10 protein-coding genes are annotated in these 16496 nt (G+C 71.0%); 3 read left to right on the top strand and 7 right to left on the bottom strand.

Going from position 1 to position 16496, the window contains the following annotated elements; translation table 11 throughout:
- Positions 1-4: 4 nt before the first annotated feature.
- From ACFYOV_RS14355 to ACFYOV_RS14340, 4 genes are all read right to left on the bottom strand, one after another.
- On the bottom strand, positions 5-1558 hold the full coding sequence (locus ACFYOV_RS14355; RefSeq protein ID WP_389087165.1) for a hypothetical protein: 1554 nt from the start codon (positions 1556-1558) through the stop codon (positions 5-7).
- A 146-nt stretch (positions 1559-1704) separates the two neighbouring features.
- A complete protein-coding gene (locus tag ACFYOV_RS14350; RefSeq protein WP_389087162.1) occupies positions 1705-6657 on the bottom strand; it encodes an NAD-glutamate dehydrogenase in 4953 nt (1650 codons plus the stop codon).
- A 490-nt stretch (positions 6658-7147) separates the two neighbouring features.
- Positions 7148-7813, bottom strand: coding sequence for an HAD family hydrolase (locus ACFYOV_RS14345; protein WP_389087160.1), 666 nt, complete (start codon positions 7811-7813; stop codon positions 7148-7150).
- An 84-nt stretch (positions 7814-7897) separates the two neighbouring features.
- Positions 7898-8413 carry a DUF6912 family protein gene (locus tag ACFYOV_RS14340; RefSeq protein WP_389087904.1) on the bottom strand — a complete coding sequence of 172 codons (516 nt, stop codon included), beginning with the start codon at positions 8411-8413 and terminating at the stop codon, positions 7898-7900.
- A 385-nt stretch (positions 8414-8798) separates the two neighbouring features.
- On the opposite strand from ACFYOV_RS14340, the gene ACFYOV_RS14335 reads away from it, so the two are divergent.
- Complete coding sequence (locus tag ACFYOV_RS14335; protein ID WP_389087157.1) at positions 8799-9422, top strand: Rv3235 family protein; 624 nt, start codon at positions 8799-8801, stop codon at positions 9420-9422.
- Positions 9423-9573: 151 nt separating this feature from the next.
- On the opposite strand, the gene secA is transcribed toward ACFYOV_RS14335, so the two are convergent.
- Complete coding sequence (secA, locus tag ACFYOV_RS14330) at positions 9574-12420, bottom strand: preprotein translocase subunit SecA (RefSeq protein ID WP_389087156.1); 2847 nt, start codon at positions 12418-12420, stop codon at positions 9574-9576.
- A gap of 281 nt (positions 12421-12701) precedes the next feature.
- Here secA and ACFYOV_RS14325 point away from each other — a divergent pair, with 281 nt between their 5' ends.
- A complete protein-coding gene (locus ACFYOV_RS14325) occupies positions 12702-13271 on the top strand; it encodes a GNAT family N-acetyltransferase (RefSeq protein WP_389087152.1) in 570 nt (189 codons plus the stop codon).
- Positions 13272-13416: 145 nt separating this feature from the next.
- On the top strand, positions 13417-14604 hold the full coding sequence (locus ACFYOV_RS14320; RefSeq protein WP_389087150.1) for a winged helix-turn-helix domain-containing protein: 1188 nt from the start codon (positions 13417-13419) through the stop codon (positions 14602-14604).
- Between the two features lie 11 nt (positions 14605-14615).
- Here ACFYOV_RS14320 and ACFYOV_RS14315 read toward each other — a convergent pair whose 3' ends face one another.
- Positions 14616-15362: a response regulator gene (locus tag ACFYOV_RS14315; protein WP_389087148.1), complete on the bottom strand. Its 747-nt coding sequence runs from the start codon at positions 15360-15362 to the stop codon at positions 14616-14618.
- 207 nt (positions 15363-15569) lie between these two features.
- On the bottom strand, positions 15570-16262 hold the full coding sequence (gene hpf, locus ACFYOV_RS14310) for a ribosome hibernation-promoting factor, HPF/YfiA family (RefSeq protein ID WP_389087145.1): 693 nt from the start codon (positions 16260-16262) through the stop codon (positions 15570-15572).
- Positions 16263-16496: the final 234 nt, after the last annotated feature.

The raw sequence follows: 16496 nt of genomic DNA, 5'->3' as shown, positions 1-16496 counted from the left end.
ACCGCTACGGCACCCGGGATCCCGGCTCCCCCGGTCCTCCGGGCACCGCGTAGAGCACCTGCCCGTGCGGCCCCCGGGCCACCGGCCGCAGGCCGGCGGCGGGCAGCGCGCCCCGCTCGTCCACCACCCACCGCACCCCGTACCGCCGCTCGACCGCCCGCCGCACGCTCCCCGGTGTCCCCTTGGCGAAGTACTCCCGCGTGGCCGCCAGCCGGCGCCGCTCGTCCGGCAGGAAGACGTCGGGGTAGCCGGGGGCGACCGTATAGGGGCCGTACGCGGGGATTTGCCGGGCCGGGTGTTTCTCGGCCATGACCACGTCCCCGTACCGCACCCACGGCGTGATCCAGTAGTAGCCCGTCCACGGCTGCCGGTACTCGGCGGCGACCGCCGCCGGCAGCGCCTCGCGCGGGACCACGTACCCGACCGCACCGGCCTGTGTCCACGCCCCCACCGCCAGCGCCCCGGCGAGGGCCACCGCCCACGCGGCGCGCAGCCCCCGCCGCCCCGCCTCGAACACCTCCAGGGCCGCCGCCAGCTGCGCCGGGACGAGCACGGCGGGCAGGGCGCGCCCCCACGAGTAGTGGCCGGTCAGCCACCCGGCCACGACGACCAGCAGGCCCAGCGCGAAGAACGCCACCAGCGGGTCCCACCGGTCCCGCCACCACCGCGCGGCCAGGGCCGCCACCCCGAGCAGCGCCAGCCCGAACCGCGCGAACAGGTCCTCGTAGAGCACCCGGTGCACGATCTCCAGGTCGTTCCCGGCTCCGAGCAGCGCGAAGAAGTCGTAGTACGGCCACGCCCACAGCACCGCCGTACCCAACAGCAGCCCGGCGCACAGCCGCGGCCACACCGCCCGGGAGGGCCGCGCGGCGAGCACCGTGGCCACCGCGCCCACCGAGGCCACGACGCCCGAGAACTGGTGGCAGAGCAGGATCACCGCCCACAGCGCCCCCATCCCGAGCCACTGCCACCGTCCCGCGTCCGGCCGCCGCAGCGCCCCCGTCAGCCAGGCCCAGAGGTGGAAGGCGAGGCCGAGGGTGAAGGTGCTCGGATACGACACCGTCAGCGCGAGCGAGTGCAGCCCCAGGAACCCGCTCCACAGGAACCGGGCCGTGCCCCACAGGAACAGCAGGCTCAGCAGGGCGGGCGCGGGCGCCGCCCGGTGCCCGCCCAGCGTCCGCGTGTACCGCCACACGCCCGTCACCAGCAGCCCCAGCGAGACCACCGCGGCCAGCCGCAGCACGACGAACACCGACAGACCGCTCACCCGGGCGACGGCGCCCAGCAGCACCGTCCACGGCGAGTAGTACGGGCTCGGGGTGTCCGCGTCGACCAGCGGATCGCCGGGGTCGAGCAGGTCGTGCCGCAGCCGCTGCAGGGTCGCCGCGTGCATGCCGAGGTCACCGGCCCACGGAAGGCGGACGATCACCACGAGCAGCAGTACCAGGACCAGCCCCGCGACGAGCCCGGCGACGGCCCCCGCGACGGCGGACGGCCGGGGCGCGGCGGGTCGGGTACCGGGCCTCGCGGGTGCGGCGGTCGAGGAGCGGGCGGCCATATCACAGCCTTAGCCCGAAATGCCGGGTCCGCCACTCCTTCCCCGGGAAGTTCCACCCGAGGCACCACAACGGGGGACGGGCGACGCGGGGGCGCCCCGGGCTCCCTGCCCGGGGCGCCCCCGTGTGCGTGCGGGCTCCCTGCCGGCTACGAGTGCGTGCGCAGCAGCGTGCGCATCGTCCGCATCGCGACCGACAGGTTGGCCAGATCGAAGGTGTCCGAGCTCTGGATCTCCTCCAGCGTGACACGGGCCCGGCCGAGGATCGCCGCGTTCTTCTGCTCCCACACCTTGAACCGCTGCTGCGGCGTCGAGGTGCCGTTGCCCACGGCCAGCACGTCCGCGGTGACCGCCGCGTGCGCCGCGTACAGGTCCTCACGGATCGCCGCACGGGCCATGGACTGCCAGCGGTCGGCGCGGGGCAGCTCGCTGATGCGGTCCATCAGCTGGGTGATGCCGAGCCGGTCGGCGAGGTCGTAGTACACCTCGGCGACGTCCAGCGGCTCCTTGCCCATGTGGTCGGCCACCGAGACGATGTCCAGCGTCGGGAAGGCGGAGGAGAACCCGGCCACGCGGGTGGCCGGCTCGTCCGGGACCCCGGCGCCGGTCAGCTCGTCGTAGATCTGCTGGTACCAGTCCAGGTCCGCGCCGCGCAGCAGCTTGGGCAGCTGCGACCAGACCTGCTCGACCCGCTCCGCGAAGAACGCCACCGTCTCGGCCAGCTCCAGCGGCTGCGGCCGGTTGTTGAGCAGCCAGCGCGTGCCGCGCTCCACCAGCCGGCGCGAGTGCAGCCGGATCCGGGTCTGGACGTCCGCGGCGACCTTGTTGTCGAGGGCCTCGACGCCGTCCCACACCACCGAGGAGCGGAAGATCGCGCGGGCCGCGGTCTGCGCCCGGACGATCTCCTCCAGCGACGCTCCGGTCTCCTCGCGCATCCGGTGCAGATAGGTCGTACCGCCCGTGTTGACCGTGTCGTTGACCAGCACGGTCGTGGTGATCTCACGGCGCAGCGGGTGGTGGTCGATCTGCTCGGTGAACTGCTCGCGCAGCGCCGTCGGGAAGTAGGCGTGCAGCAGCACCTTCAGGTACGGGTCGTCGGGCAGCGAGGTGTGCAGCAGCTCCTCGGCGACCGTGATCTTCGTGTACGCCAGCAGCACGGCCGTCTCCGGGCCGGTCAGGCCCTGACCGGAGGCGAGCCGTTCGCGGATCTGGCGGTCGGTCGGCAGGAACTCCAGCGCCCGGTCGAGGCTGCCCTCGCGCACCAGGTGCTTCATGAAGCGCTGCTGGGCGTGGAGCATGTCCTTGGACTGGGCGAGGGCATTGGCGATGGCGGTGTTCTGCGCGTAGTTGTTGCGCAGCACCAGACGGCCGACCTCGTCGGTCATCTCGGCGAGCAGCTTGTTGCGCTGCTTGACCGTCATGTCGCCGTCCGTGACCAGACCGTTCAGCAGGATCTTGATGTTCACCTCGTGGTCGGAGGTGTCCACGCCGGCGCTGTTGTCGATGGCGTCGGTGTTGATCCGCCCGCCGTGCAGCGCGAACTCGATCCGGCCGAGCTGGGTCAGACCAAGGTTGCCGCCCTCGCCGACGACCTTGACGCGCAGGTCCTTGCCGTCGACGCGGATGGCGTCGTTGGACTTGTCGCCGACGTCGCCTTGGGACTCGGTGGACGCCTTGACGTACGTGCCGATGCCGCCGTTCCACAGCAGGTCCACCGGTGCCCTGAGGATCGCCTTCATCAGGTCGGCCGGGGTCATCTTGGTGACGCCGGGCTCGATGCCGAGGGCCTCGCGGATCTGGGAATTGACGGTGATGGCCTTGGCGGTGCGCGGAAACACCCCGCCGCCGGCCGACAGCAGTGCGGTGTCGTAGTCGGCCCAGGAGCTGCGGGGCAGCTCGAACAGCCGGCGGCGCTCGGCGTAGGAGACGGCCGCGTCCGGGTTCGGGTCGATGAAGATGTGCCGGTGGTCGAAGGCGGCGACCAGGCGGATGTGCTCGCTGAGCAGCATGCCGTTGCCGAACACGTCACCGGACATGTCGCCGATGCCGACGACCGTGAAGTCCTCGCTCTGGGTGTCCACACCCAGCTCGCGGAAGTGCCGCTTGACGGACTCCCAGGCGCCGCGGGCGGTGATGCCCATGCCCTTGTGGTCGTAACCGGCCGAGCCGCCGGAGGCGAAGGCGTCCCCGAGCCAGAAGTTGTACGACTGGGCGACCTCGTTGGCGATGTCGGAGAAGGTCGCGGTGCCCTTGTCGGCGGCGACCACCAGGTAGGTGTCGTCCTCGTCGTGCCGGACGACGTCCGCCGGAGGCACGACCTCGCCCGCCACCATGTTGTCGGTGATGTCGAGCAGCGCCGAGATGAACGTCCGGTAGGCGGCGATGCCCTCCGCCATCCACGCGTCCCGGTCCACGGACGGGTCCGGGAGCTGCTTGGCGACGAACCCGCCCTTGGCGCCGACCGGCACGATGACGGTGTTCTTCACCATCTGCGCCTTGACCAGGCCGAGGATCTCGGTGCGGAAGTCCTCACGCCGGTCGGACCAGCGCAGACCGCCGCGGGCGACCTTGCCGAAGCGCAGGTGCACACCCTCGACGCGCGGCGAGTACACCCAGATCTCGAACGCCGGGCGCGGCGCCGGGAGGTCCGGGATGGCCTGCGGGTCGAACTTCATGGAGACGTAGTCGTGCGGCTCGCCGCCGCTCGTCTCCTGGAAGAAGTTCGTGCGCAGCGTCGCCTTGATCACGGTCAGGAAGGAACGCAGGATGCGGTCCTCGTCCAGCGACGCCACCTGGTCGAGGGCCGCGTCGACCTCCTCCAGCAGGGCGTCCACCAGTTCGTACCCGGCGCGCTGCCGGTCCGGCGACATCCGCGCCTCGAACAGCGAGACGAGCAGCCGGGTGGTGTGGACGTTGTTGCGGAGGGTGTCCTCCATGTAGTCCTGGCTGAAGGTGGAGCCCGCCTGGCGCAGGTACTTGGCGTACGCGCGCAGCACGGTGGCCTGCCGCCAGGTCAGCCCGGCGCTCAGCACGAGGGCGTTGAAGCCGTCGTTCTCCGCCTTGCCGGTCCAGGTCGCGGCGAAGGCGTCCTGGAACCGCTCGCGGGCGTCGTCGCCCAGGTAGTCCACGCCGCCGCCCGGCGTCCGCGGCATCCGCAGGCCGAAGTCGTAGATCCAGGCCACGCTGCGGTCCGCGCAGCGCAGCTCGTACGGCCGCTCGTCGACGACCTCGACGCCGAGCCGCTGGAGCACGGGCAGCACGGCGGACAGCGAGACCGCCTCGCCCTTGCGGAAGATCTTGAAGCGGCGCTCCTCGGGGGCCGCGCCCACCGGCTCGTACAGGCTGAGGGCGAAGGACCGCTCCTCCCCGAGCTCCTCCAGGCGCACCAGGTCGGCGACCGCGCCGCGCGGCGTGTGGTCGGCCTTGTACCCCTCGGGGAAGGCGTTGTTGTAGCGGCGCAGCAGTTCCGCGGCGCGCTCCTCACCGAACTCGGCGTTGAGTGCCTCGGCGAACCCGTCGGCCCAGGAGCGGGTGGCCTCGACCAGCCGGGCCTCGATGCGCTCCTTGTCGGCGTCGGACAGCTCGGGCAGCACGGTGCCCTGCGGGACGCGCACCACGAAGTGCAGCCGGGAGAGGATCGACTCGGTGTTCCAGGCGGTGAAGTCGACGCTGATGCCGCCGAGCTCCTCCTTGAGGATGTCGATGATCCGCAGGCGGACGCCCGTCGTGTAGCGGTCGCGCGGGAGGTAGACGAGGGCGGAGTAGTAGCGCCCGTACTCGTCCTGGCGCAGGTACAGCCGCAGCCGGCGGCGTTCCTGGAGGTAGAGCACCGAGGTGACGATGGCCTGGAGCTCACCGGCCGGGGTCTGGAACAGCTCGTCGCGCGGATAGGTCTCCAGGATTTGGAGCAGGTCGCGCCCGTCGTGGCTGTGCGGCGAGAAGCCGGCGCGCTCCAGGACCTCCTCGACCTTGCGCCGGATCACCGGCACACGGCGGACGGACTCGGTGTAGGCGGCGGACGAGAACAGGCCGAGGAAGCGGCGCTCCCCGATGACGTTGCCGTCCGCGTCGAACTTCTTGACGCCGATGTAGTCCAGGTACGACGGCCGGTGCACGGTGGCGCGGCTGTTGGCCTTGGTCAGCACCAGCAGCTTGTGCTCGCGCGCCTTGGCGCGGGCGTCGGCGGGCAGCCGCTCGAAGGACGGGCTGACCGGGTGGCCCTCGTCGGTGGCGTGGTGCGGGTCGGAGCGCAGTATGCCGAGACCGGTGCCGGGGACGGCGGCCAGGGAGTCGTCGTCACGCAGCTGGTACTCGCGGTAGCCGAGGAAGGTGAAGTGGTCGTCGGCCAGCCAGTGCAGCAGCTCGCGGGCCTCCTCCACCTGCTGCAGGGGCAGGTCGCCGGGGACGGGCTCGTCGGACAGCCCCTCGGCCAGCCGGGTCGCCGCCTGCCGCATCTTGCCCCAGTCCTCGACGGCCTCGCGGACGTCGGACAGCACGCGCAGCAGATCGGCGGTGATCTGCTTGAGGTCGCCGCGGTCGGTCTCGCGGTCGATCTCGACGTGGATCCACGACTCGACGTGCGCGTCGTGCGGCAGGTTGCGGGCGTCGTGCGGGAGGTCGCCGCCGGCCGGGGTGGCGAGCACCTCGATCAGTTTTCCGGTGACGTCCCGGCGCACCACGAACTGGGGGTGGATGACCACGTGGATGCCGCGGCCCTGACGGGTCAGCTCGTTGGTGACGGAGTCGACGAGGAAGGGCATGTCGTCGGTGACCACCTCGACGACGGAGTGGCTGCACATCCAGCCGTTCTCCTCGACCGTCGGGGTGTGCACCCGGACGTTGGCCGTGCCCTGGGGGCGGTTCTCGGCCAGCCGGTAGTGGGAAACAGCGGCTCCGAAGACGTCGACCGGGTCACGGTCGGTGAGGTCCTCCGGGGCGGTGTGCAGGTAGTAGCGCTGGAGGAACGCGAGCACGGAGTCCCGGTCGGGGGCGCTCTCGTCCGTCGTCCCGGTCGGTAGTTTCCCCCCGGCCGGGCTGTTCTCAGCAACCCGGGCGGCCCTCTCGAGCAGCTCGGCCTTGGCTTCGTCCAGCTTGGTCTGCATTGTCCTCTGGCTCCTGTCGCGCGCCGTTGCGTGACGTAGAAGGAAGTTCGGTCTCTTCCCTTGCGGTGTGGTGACACGACGCGGGGTGTCCGGTTCGTTCCGACGCTATGCCGCGAAGGGAGAGGAGCGGGGGCTTCTCGGCCAATGTCGACGCGCCCGGATGCTGCGACACCGCCTTCTGCGGCGCGTGTGTCCGGTGAGTGTTCCGCGTCCCGGGTACCCTCGGGTCCCCGTCCCGCCCGCGAAAATCAGCGACCGCCGCCCGGTCACGGATGTCGTCCGTGCTCTCCGGGCGCACAACGGGGACGCCGATGTCCCCGCGAAATATCGCGCTGATCACGCCACCAGGCTATCGCTCCTTACAGGGGCGCCGTCATGAGCCGTATGTGTACAAAACCGGGGCGGGAAGTTTGACGTTCTGCACAGTGCCCATGCCGCTGCCGCTGGGGGCGGGGCACACCGACGGGCGAAGGCCCGGGGCCGGCCCGGCTCACGCCGCCAGGCGGGCCGCCTCCGCGACGGCTTCCTCCAGGGTGTCGACGACCGGCACGCCCACCGCCTCCAGGCTGCCGCGGCTGTGCGAGCCGCCGGTGTAGAGGACGGCCTGCGCCCCCACGTGCCGCGCGGCCAGCGCGTCGTCCGCGGCGTCGCCGATCACCACCGTGCGCGCCGGGTCCACGCCGGTCAGCGCGCCGAGGTGACGCACCATGTGCTCCGCCTTGCTCCCCCCGGAGGGCCCGGTACGCCCGTCGACCCGGACGAAGTGCGTCTCGATGCCGAAGCCGCGCACCAGCGGAACCAGGTCGTCGTGCCCGTACATGCTCAGGATCGACTGGCTGCGCCCCGCCGAGGACCACTGCGCCAGCAGCTCCACCACACCCTCGGCCAGCCCGCACCGCACCCGGTGCTCGGTGTAGTACCGGTGGAAGGTCGCGTCCATGAGCTCCCACTCGGCGTCGCTGGGCAGCCGCCCCATCAGCCGCTCGTAGAACTTCGGCACCGGCACGCAGTACAGCTCCCGGTACCGCTCCAGCGTGATCGGCTCCAGCCCCAGCTCGGCGAACGCCTCGTTCGTCGCCCCGATGATCGCGTCCAGGTCGTGGAACAGCGTTCCGTTCCAGTCCCAGACGATGTGCGCGTCCTTCTGCATCCCCATGCCCATGAAAAGTACCCGTCGCCGACGACATCGAGGAGAGGGACGGGCCGCCGTCACCGCTCTCCCGGACCGACCGGACCGCGCTCAGCCCTCCCGGCCCACCAGGTTGGGGATCTCCTGGGTCGCGTACCACAGCAGCTCGTGGTCCTCCGCGCCGTCCACGACGAACTGCCCGTCGTCGTCCCCGCCGTCCGCCGCGGGCAGCGCCCGGGCCGCCGCCGAAACGTCCGTCTCCGCGTCCGCCGCGTCCACGTGCACCGCGGCCGCCCTGACCAGCGGTACGGGCCCGGCCACCCGCACTTCACCGACCCCGGCCGGGTCGAGCCCCCGGCCGGGGTCGGCGGAGGCCGCCCTGTCGGGCACGTCCGCGGCGACCACGACCCGGCGCCGCGGCGCGTCGGCATCCGCCGCCAGCAGTCGCAGGGAGGCGAACGCGGCCCGGCTCAGCGCGGCGTACTCCAGCTCCTCGATGTCGTCGGAGAGGTACCACTCGCGCAGCGCGGGCGTCACGGCGTACGCGAGGAACGGCCCGTCCCCCAGCTCGCCCGACTCGTACGCCGCGGCGAGACCGGGAAGGGTCAGGGGGACGTAGACGCGCATGTCGGCCGCTTTCGTGATCTCGGGGGTCTTCAGGACCTTCGGGTTCTCCACCGGGTGCCGCCGCTCCCGGTGCCGGCTGCTGGACCGATCCGGACCCGGAGCGCCTTCAGGATACGTGCGGGGGTCCCCCATCGAGTTCCCGTCCACCCCCTCCGCCGCGTCCACTGCCGGCCCGTGATTCACCCGGTGCGCCCCCGCCGGTACGGGCTCGCGGGCGCGCCGATCACCCGGATAAGTGAATCCTGCGGCGGCACCGACGCGCTCCCGCCCTGCTTGCCGTCGCTCCGCCCGGCCCCGTACAAGGTCCCCAACCACGAAGTTACCGCCCGGTATCCCTGGCCCTCGCGGCCGGCGACGACTCCCGGGCCCGTCGAACGGGGTCCCCATGCACAAGGTCATGACCAGGACACAGCACCGCGCCACCACCCGGCCCCCCGCCCGCCGGGACCCCCGCCGCCCGGGCGGCACCACGCCACCACGGCGCCCCCAGGCCCCCGCGCCGGCGGCCACCGAGCGGGCGTCCGTACGGGCCTCCCGGGCCATCCCGACCCGCGCCGGCCGGGACGCCGCCCGTACCCCCACGTCGAGCACCGGCGGGCAGACCGCGGGAACCGCGCCCGCCGCCGCCCCGCGTCCCCCCGCCCCGGCCCCCTGCCGTCCCGTCCCGCCCTTCCGGCCCACCGATCACTTCGCCGAGCTGCTGCTCGCCGTCCTGAGCGGTCAGCGGCCCGTGCACGCGATGCTGCGGCACACGGCCGGCCGGGCCTACGACGAGTTGGTCCGGCTCGCCGAGTTCCGGCCCCTGCGCACCCGGGGCGCCCGCCCGGTCGTGCGGGACATCGGCTACTACGTTCCCCGCGAGGGCGCCATCGAGGTGTTCGCCCGCATCGGCGCCGGCGACCGGCTGCGGGCCATGGCCTTCCGCCTGGAACGCGGCAGGGACCTGCGCTGGCGCTGCACCGCCGTGGAACTGGGCACCCCCGCCCCACACGCCGGCCCACCCCGCTGACACCACGCGCGGAGTCCCTGGCCGCCCTGTCCCCCGAAGACCCGTCGGCCCCCGGCACCCAGCCGGGAGACGTGCCGCCACACGGCCGGGGGCCGGGCACCCCACGGTGCCCGGCCCCCGGCCGTCGCTGTCGCGCTCCTCCCGGAGCGACTCACTTCTTGCGGCGACGCCCACCCCGCGCCTGCTTGCGGCGCTCCGCGCGCGTCAGGCCGTCGGCCTCCGAGCGCACCGGCTCCTCGTCACCGGCGAATTCGCCCTCGATGGTGCCGCCCTCGCCGTCCACGGTAGGCGCGGAGAAGTGCAGGTTCCGCCGCTGCGGGACGTCGAGCCCCTTCGCACGGATCTCCGGGCGCGCACCCGCCTGCGCGGGCACCGCGTCCTGCTTCTCCAGGTCGGCCACCGGCTTGGCGTCCTCGACCGGGACCTCCTCGACCTGCTGCTCGACCTGGACCTCCAGGTTGAACAGGTAGCCGACGGACTCCTCCTTGATGCCGTCCATCATCGCGGTGAACATGTCGAAGCCCTCGCGCTGGTACTCGACCAGCGGGTCCTTCTGGGCCATGGCGCGCAGGCCGATGCCCTCCTGGAGGTAGTCCATCTCGTAGAGGTGCTCGCGCCACTTGCGGTCCAGCACCGACAGCACGACCCGGCGCTCCAGCTCACGCATGATCTCGGAGCCGAGCTGCCCCTCACGCGTCTGGTACTGCTCGCGGATGTCGTCCTTGATGGACTCGGAGATGAACTCGGCGGTCAGCCCGGCGCGGTCGCCGGCCGCCTCCTCCAGCTCCTCGATGCCGACCTTGCACGGGTAGAGCTGTTTGAACGCGCCCCACAGCCGGTCCAGGTCCCAGTCCTCGGGGAAGCCTTCGGCGGTCTCCGCCTGCACATAGGCGTCGATCGTGTCGTCCATGAAGTGCTGGATCTGCTCGTGCAGGTCCTCGCCCTCCAGGACGCGGCGCCGCTCGCCGTAGATGACCTCGCGCTGGCGGTTGAGGACCTCGTCGTACTTCAGGACGTTCTTACGGGTCTCGAAGTTCTGCGTCTCGACCTGCGACTGCGCGGAGGCGATCGCGCGGGTGACCATCTTGTTCTCGATCGGCACGTCGTCCGGGACGTTCGCCATCGACATCACGCGCTCGACCATCTGGGCCTTGAACAGACGCATCAGGTCGTCGCCGAGCGAGAGGTAGAAGCGGGACTCGCCCGGGTCGCCCTGACGGCCGGAACGACCGCGGAGCTGGTTGTCGATGCGCCGCGACTCGTGCCGCTCGGTGCCGAGCACGTAGAGGCCGCCGAGCCGCTCGACCTCATCCTTCTCGGCCTTGACCGCCGCCTCGGCGCGCTCCAGCGCCTCGGGCAGGGCGTGCGCCCACTCCTGGATGTGCTCCTCGGGGTCGAGGCCGCGCTGACGCAGCTCCGCCTCGGCGAGGTCCTCGGGGTTGCCGCCGAGCTTGATGTCCGTACCACGGCCGGCCATGTTCGTGGCCACGGTGACGGCGCCCTTGCGGCCGGCCTGGGCGACGATCTGCGCCTCGCGCTCGTGCTGCTTGGCGTTCAGCACCTCGTGCTGGATGCCGCGCTTGCTGAGCTGCTGCGAGAGGTACTCGGACTTCTCCACCGAGGTGGTGCCGACGAGGATCGGCTGGCCCTTGCGGTGCTTCTCCTCGATGTCGTCGACGACCGCCTCGAACTTGGCGACCTCGGTGCGGTAGATGAGGTCCGACTGGTCCTTGCGGACCATCGGCCGGTTGGTCGGAATGGGGACCACGCCGAGCTTGTAGATCTGGTGGAACTCGGCCGCCTCGGTCATCGCCGTACCGGTCATGCCGGACAGGCCCGGCATTTCCTTGCCGTCGTGGTCGTGGCGCTTGTAGAGGCGGAAGAAGTTCTGGAGCGTGATCGTGGCGAGCGTCTGGTTCTCGTCCTTGATCGGCACCTCTTCCTTCGCCTCGATCGCCTGGTGCATGCCCTCGTTGTAGCGGCGGCCCGCGAGGATACGGCCGGTGTGCTCGTCGACGATCATGACCTCGTCGTCGATGATCACGTAGTCCTTGTCGCGCTTGAAGAGCTCCTTGGCCTTGATGGCGTTGTTCAGGTAGCCCACGAGCGGGGTGTTGACGGACTCGTAGAGGTTGTCGATGCCCAGCCAGTCCTCGACCTTGGCGACACCGGACTCGTGGATGGCGACGGTGCGCTTCTTCTCGTCGACGTCGTAGTCGCCGGTCTCCTCGATGCCCTTGAGCGGCTGGCCGGGCTCACCGCGCTTGAGGCGCTTGACCAGCTTGGCGAAGTCGCCGTACCACTTGGTGGCCTGGTCGGCCGGGCCGGAGATGATCAGCGGCGTACGGGCCTCGTCGATGAGGATGGAGTCGACCTCGTCCACGATCGCGAAGTTGTGGCCGCGCTGGACGAGTTCCTCCTTCGACCACGCCATGTTGTCGCGCAGGTAGTCGAAGCCGAACTCGTTGTTCGTGCCGTACGTGATGTCGCAGGCGTACTGTTCGCGGCGCTGGGCCGGGGTCATGCTGGCGAGGATGCAGCCGACGCTCAACCCCAGGAAGCGGTGGACGCGGCCCATCATCTCGGAGTCGCGCTCGGCCAGGTAGTCGTTGACCGTGATGATGTGGACGCCCTCACCGGACAGGGCGTTCAGGTACGCGGGGAGCGTGCCGACGAGGGTCTTTCCCTCACCGGTCTTCATCTCGGCCACGTACCCCATGTGCAGCGCGGCGCCACCCATGATCTGGACGTCGTAGTGCCGCTGGCCCAGCACGCGCTTGGCGGCCTCACGCACAGTGGCGTACGCCTCGGGGAGCAGGTCGTCCAGGCTCTCACCGTCGGCGTACCGCTGCTTGTACTCATCGGTGAGGGCCCGCAGCTCGGCGTCGGAGAGGTCTGCGAAGTCCTCTTCGATGGAGTTGACCTGGTCCGCGATGCGGTGCAGCTTGCGCAGGATCTTGCCTTCGCCTGCACGCATGATCTTCGAGAGGACGGACACGGGGGTTGGTCTCCTTGCCGGTCGGGCCTGGGACGGTCGGTTGCCATTTCACAGACAGAGCAACGGCCATCGTATGCGAGGACCCCACCACGCCGGGAGACCTGCCGGGACCGCGACCGTCCGCTGCCGCGTTTCTGTTCCACACCTGTTTCGAAGAGTCCAACGTCCGGGCCCTTCGGTTGGTGCCGGGACCGGCCGGTTGATTGCGCGAAGGGTGATCGTCCCTTCACGGGCGGCGAAACGAATGGCGCCGTCGCCCACCCCGTGAGCAGAATCGGCCGATGGAACCCGTCACGCTCACCGGCGACCGTCTCGTGCTGCGCGCGGTCGGCTCGCAGGACACCGCCGCCGTCCTCGCCGCCTGCCAGGATCCGGACATCCAGCGGTGGACCACGATCCCCGCTCCCTACCTGCCCGAGCACGCGCGGGGCTTCACCGAGCAGATGGTGCCCGACGGCTGGGCGAACGGTTCGATGTTCACCTTCGGCGTCTTCCTCGCCTCCGGGGAGCTCGCGGGCATGCTCGGCATCACCATGCGGTCCCCGGGCGCGGGGGAGATCGGGTTCTGGGGCGCCAAGGAGCACCGCGGCCACGGCTACACCACCGAGGCCGCCGTCCTCGCCGTCCGCTGGGCCTTCACCACGATGTCGCTCGACCGCGTGGAGTGGCGCGCGGAGGTGGGCAACCGCGCCTCCCGCGCGGTGGCGGAGCGCGCGGGCTTCACCATCGAGGGCACCCTGCGCTCCGCGATCAACAACAAGGGCGTGCTGCGGGACTGCTGGATCGGCTCCCTGCTCCCGTCCGACCTGGGTCTGCCGTCGACGGCACCGTACGTACCGGCGCGGACGTGACGTCCGCGTGCCCTGCTCGGCGAGGACACCGTCGTCGTCTGCGGCGGCGGTGGCGTGCCGCTGGTGCGCGACCCCGCCACCGGACGGCCCGGGGGGCCACCGCCCCGACCGCCGTTGTCAGTGCCGCCCTCTATCGTGCGGACGTATGACGACCCTCCCGCGCCCGGACACGGAACTCTCGGCGGACGAGGCCCGCCGCATCGCCCTGCGGGCCCAGGGCTTCCTCGGCGCCCCCGACCGCCGCTCGGGCGTGCGGGGCGTGCTGCGCCACCTCGGGGCGGTGCAGCTCGACACCATCTCCGTCCTCGCCCGCTCCCACGAGCTCGTCCCCTACGCCCGCCTCGGCGCCGTGGGCCGCAGGACGGTCGAGGAGGCGTACTGGAAGACCGGCTCCCAGCCGCCGCACGCCTTCGAGTACTGGTCGCACGCGGCCTGCATCCTCCCCGTCGAGGAGTGGCCCCACTTCGCGTTCCGCCGGCGCGCCTACCGCAACCGCCCGCAGTGGGGCCACGAGCTCCCGGACGGCGTCTACGAGCAGGTCGTCAAGCAGCTGCGGGCGGAAGGCCCGCTGACCGCGACCGAGTTGGGCGGCGCCAAGCGCACCAGTGACTGGTGGGACTGGTCGGGTGCCAAGGTCGCCGTCGAGCGCGCCCTGATGCACGGCGAGGTGGTGTGCGTCGAGCGCCGCGGCTGGAAGCGGGTCTACGACCTGGCCGAGCGCGCGATCCCGGCTGAGCTGCTGCACGACGAGCTGGACGACACCGAGTGCCTGCGCCGCCTGGTGCGCCTGGCCGGCCAGTCACTCGGCATCGGCACCCGCGCGGACATCGCCGACTACCACCGCCTCAAGGGCGAGCAGGTCGACGCGGTGATCGCCGACTCGGGCCTCGTCCCGGTCGGCGTGGCGGGCTGGGCCAAACCGGCCTGGGCCGACCCGGCGGCCCTGGCGACACCCCCGCGCGGGCGTCACCGTACGACCCTGCTCTCCCCGTTCGACTCCTTGATCTGGGAACGGGCCCGTACGGAGCGGATCTTCGGCTTCACCCACCGCCTGGAGGCCTACGTCCCCAAACCGAAGCGGGTGTACGGCTACTTCGCGATGCCCGTACTGGCCGGTGGCCGGCTGGTGGGCCGGGTCGACCCGGCCCGCGAGGGCCGCACCCTGGTGGCCAGGCAGGTCACACTGGACGACCGGAAGGCGGTCCCGGCGGTGGCCCGGGCTCTGGTGGAGGCGGCGGGCTGGGTGGACTGCACGAACGTGCGCGTGGAGCGGGTGGAGGCCCCGGAGCTGCGCGAGCCGCTGGTCCTGGAGCTCGCCCGCGCCCTCGCATGAGCACCGGGCCGTCACCGGATCTCGAGGATCTTCTCCCGCATCGCGTAGACCACCGCCTCCATCCTGGAGTGCAGTTGCAGCTTCTCCAGGATGTTGCGCACGTGGTTCTTCACGGTGTTCTCGGAGATGAACAGCTCCTTGGCGATGTCACGGTTGTTCATGCCCGTGGCCACCAGCTTGAGGACTTCGAGTTCGCGGTCGGTCAGCCGGGGAGCGGGCACCAGACGGCGCTCGTCGGTGCGCTGGATCATCGACTTGAACTCGGTCAGCAGCTTGGACGCCATGGACGGGCTGATCTGTGACTGGCCGTCGGCCACCGCGCGAATGGCGGTGGCCACCTCGTCCGTGGAGATCTCCTTGAGGAGGTAACCGGTCGCCCCCGCCTTGATCGCGTCGTAGAGGTCGGCCTCCTCGTCGCTGATCGTCAGCATGATGATCTTGGCGCTGGGGGCGACCTCCTTGATGGAGGTGCACGCCTCGATACCACCCCGCTTGGGCATCCGCACGTCCATCAGGATGATGTCGGGCAGCAGGTCGGCCGCCTTCTCCACGGCCTCGGCGCCGTCGCCGGCCTCTCCGACGACCTGGATGTCCTCCTCGGCCGCGAGCACGATCTCCAGTCCACGACGGAACAGGGCGTGATCGTCCACCACAAGGACTCTGATCGGCTCCTTGCGTGGAGAGTCCGCGTCCGGGCCCATGCCGACGACGCCGCCGTCGGCATCCTCGTCACGCATCGGTCCCAAGCTGTCCGCCATCGTTCCTCCCCCTGAAGGCTGCGGCCCGCGGTCCTGAGCCATCGCCAACCCAAGGCAACGGCCCACCGATTGAGCCGTTGCCGCCATGATTCCATGCCCGGACGTCACCGGGGTGACAGCTGCGGGGCGAAGGGGTCGCACACCGGTGCCCCTGGGGGCGCACACGCGCACCAGGGGCACCGGATCAGCTCTCGCCCGGCAGGCCGGTCAGCCGCCGAGCGTCCCGCCCGCCTCGGGGGAATGCGTCTGGGCGACCATCGTGTCGGTCCTGAGGTGGATCACGCCGTAGTCGTAGGCGTGCCGTCGGTAGACGACGCTCGGTTCCTTGGTCTCGGAGTCGACGAAGAGGTAGAAGTCGTGCCCGACCAGCTCCATCTCGTAAAGCGCCTGGTCGAGGGTCATGGGAGCGGCCACATGGGTCTTCTCGCGGACGACGAGGGGGCCGTCACCCTGTACCTCCAGCGAGCCGATCTTCCTGGTGGGGACTGCATCCCGCTCTTCCTCGAGTGAGAGGGCGCCAGTGCCGTTGAGTGTCGCCGCGCCGGGGACGTGGTCGGGGACCTCAGCGGCCGAGATCCTCCGTGCCCCGCGCCTTGAGAAACGCTTGTCGTGCTGCTTGCGCAGCCGGGCTTCCAGCTTTTCCGCTGCCAGGTCGAGCGCCGCGTAGGGGTCGCTCGCCGCCGCCTCCGCCCTGATCACCGGACCGCGGGAGCGGAGCGTGATCTCCACTCGGTCGGAGCGGTCGGCCTGTCGGGGGTTGGGCTCCTTGGACACCTCGACGTCGAGGCTGATCACCTTGCCATCGAGCTTCTGGATCTTCTCCAGCTTCAGCTTCTCGGCCACGTGCTTCCGGAACCGCTCGGGCACCTCGGTCTTGCGGCCCTTGACGACGATGTCCACGCAGAACTCCGTTCCCGGATCGCTCCGCCTCGTGGCGGAGCATCTCCCTTTTGCACCAGGCTCCGGTGAGTCCCGGAACCTCGGACTCGGTGACTTCCACCTCCTCCCCCGTGGGCGAGATCTCCACTCCACCGGCGCGGGTGATAGCGAAAACCCCACGGCACGGCATCCGCATTGGAGAGGTGTGGCCTGCGGCTTTCCCTCACAACCGAACATATCTCGCCCGGACGGATG

The organism is Streptomyces sp. NPDC005931 (genome assembly GCF_042871235.1).
Taxonomy (GTDB): domain Bacteria; phylum Actinomycetota; class Actinomycetes; order Streptomycetales; family Streptomycetaceae; genus Streptomyces.
Note: the sequence above shows the minus strand (reverse complement) of the source record. Positions and strands in the feature narration are given on the sequence as shown.

What these genes read in the sequence shown, in the direction of transcription:
- ACFYOV_RS14355 (WP_389087165.1), bottom strand. Translation starts at nt 1,558, where the DNA reads ATGGCCGCCCGCTCCTCGACCGCCGCACCCGCGAGGCCCGGTACCCGA.
- ACFYOV_RS14350 (WP_389087162.1), bottom strand. Translation starts at nt 6,657, where the DNA reads ATGCAGACCAAGCTGGACGAAGCCAAGGCCGAGCTGCTCGAGAGGGCC.
- ACFYOV_RS14345 (WP_389087160.1), bottom strand. Translation starts at nt 7,813, where the DNA reads ATGGGGATGCAGAAGGACGCGCACATCGTCTGGGACTGGAACGGAACG.
- ACFYOV_RS14340 (WP_389087904.1), bottom strand. Translation starts at nt 8,413, where the DNA reads ATGCGCGTCTACGTCCCCCTGACCCTTCCCGGTCTCGCCGCGGCGTAC.
- ACFYOV_RS14335 (WP_389087157.1), top strand. Translation starts at nt 8,799, where the DNA reads ATGCACAAGGTCATGACCAGGACACAGCACCGCGCCACCACCCGGCCC.
- ACFYOV_RS14325 (WP_389087152.1), top strand. Translation starts at nt 12,702, where the DNA reads ATGGAACCCGTCACGCTCACCGGCGACCGTCTCGTGCTGCGCGCGGTC.
- ACFYOV_RS14320 (WP_389087150.1), top strand. Translation starts at nt 13,417, where the DNA reads ATGACGACCCTCCCGCGCCCGGACACGGAACTCTCGGCGGACGAGGCC.
- ACFYOV_RS14315 (WP_389087148.1), bottom strand. Translation starts at nt 15,362, where the DNA reads ATGGCGGACAGCTTGGGACCGATGCGTGACGAGGATGCCGACGGCGGC.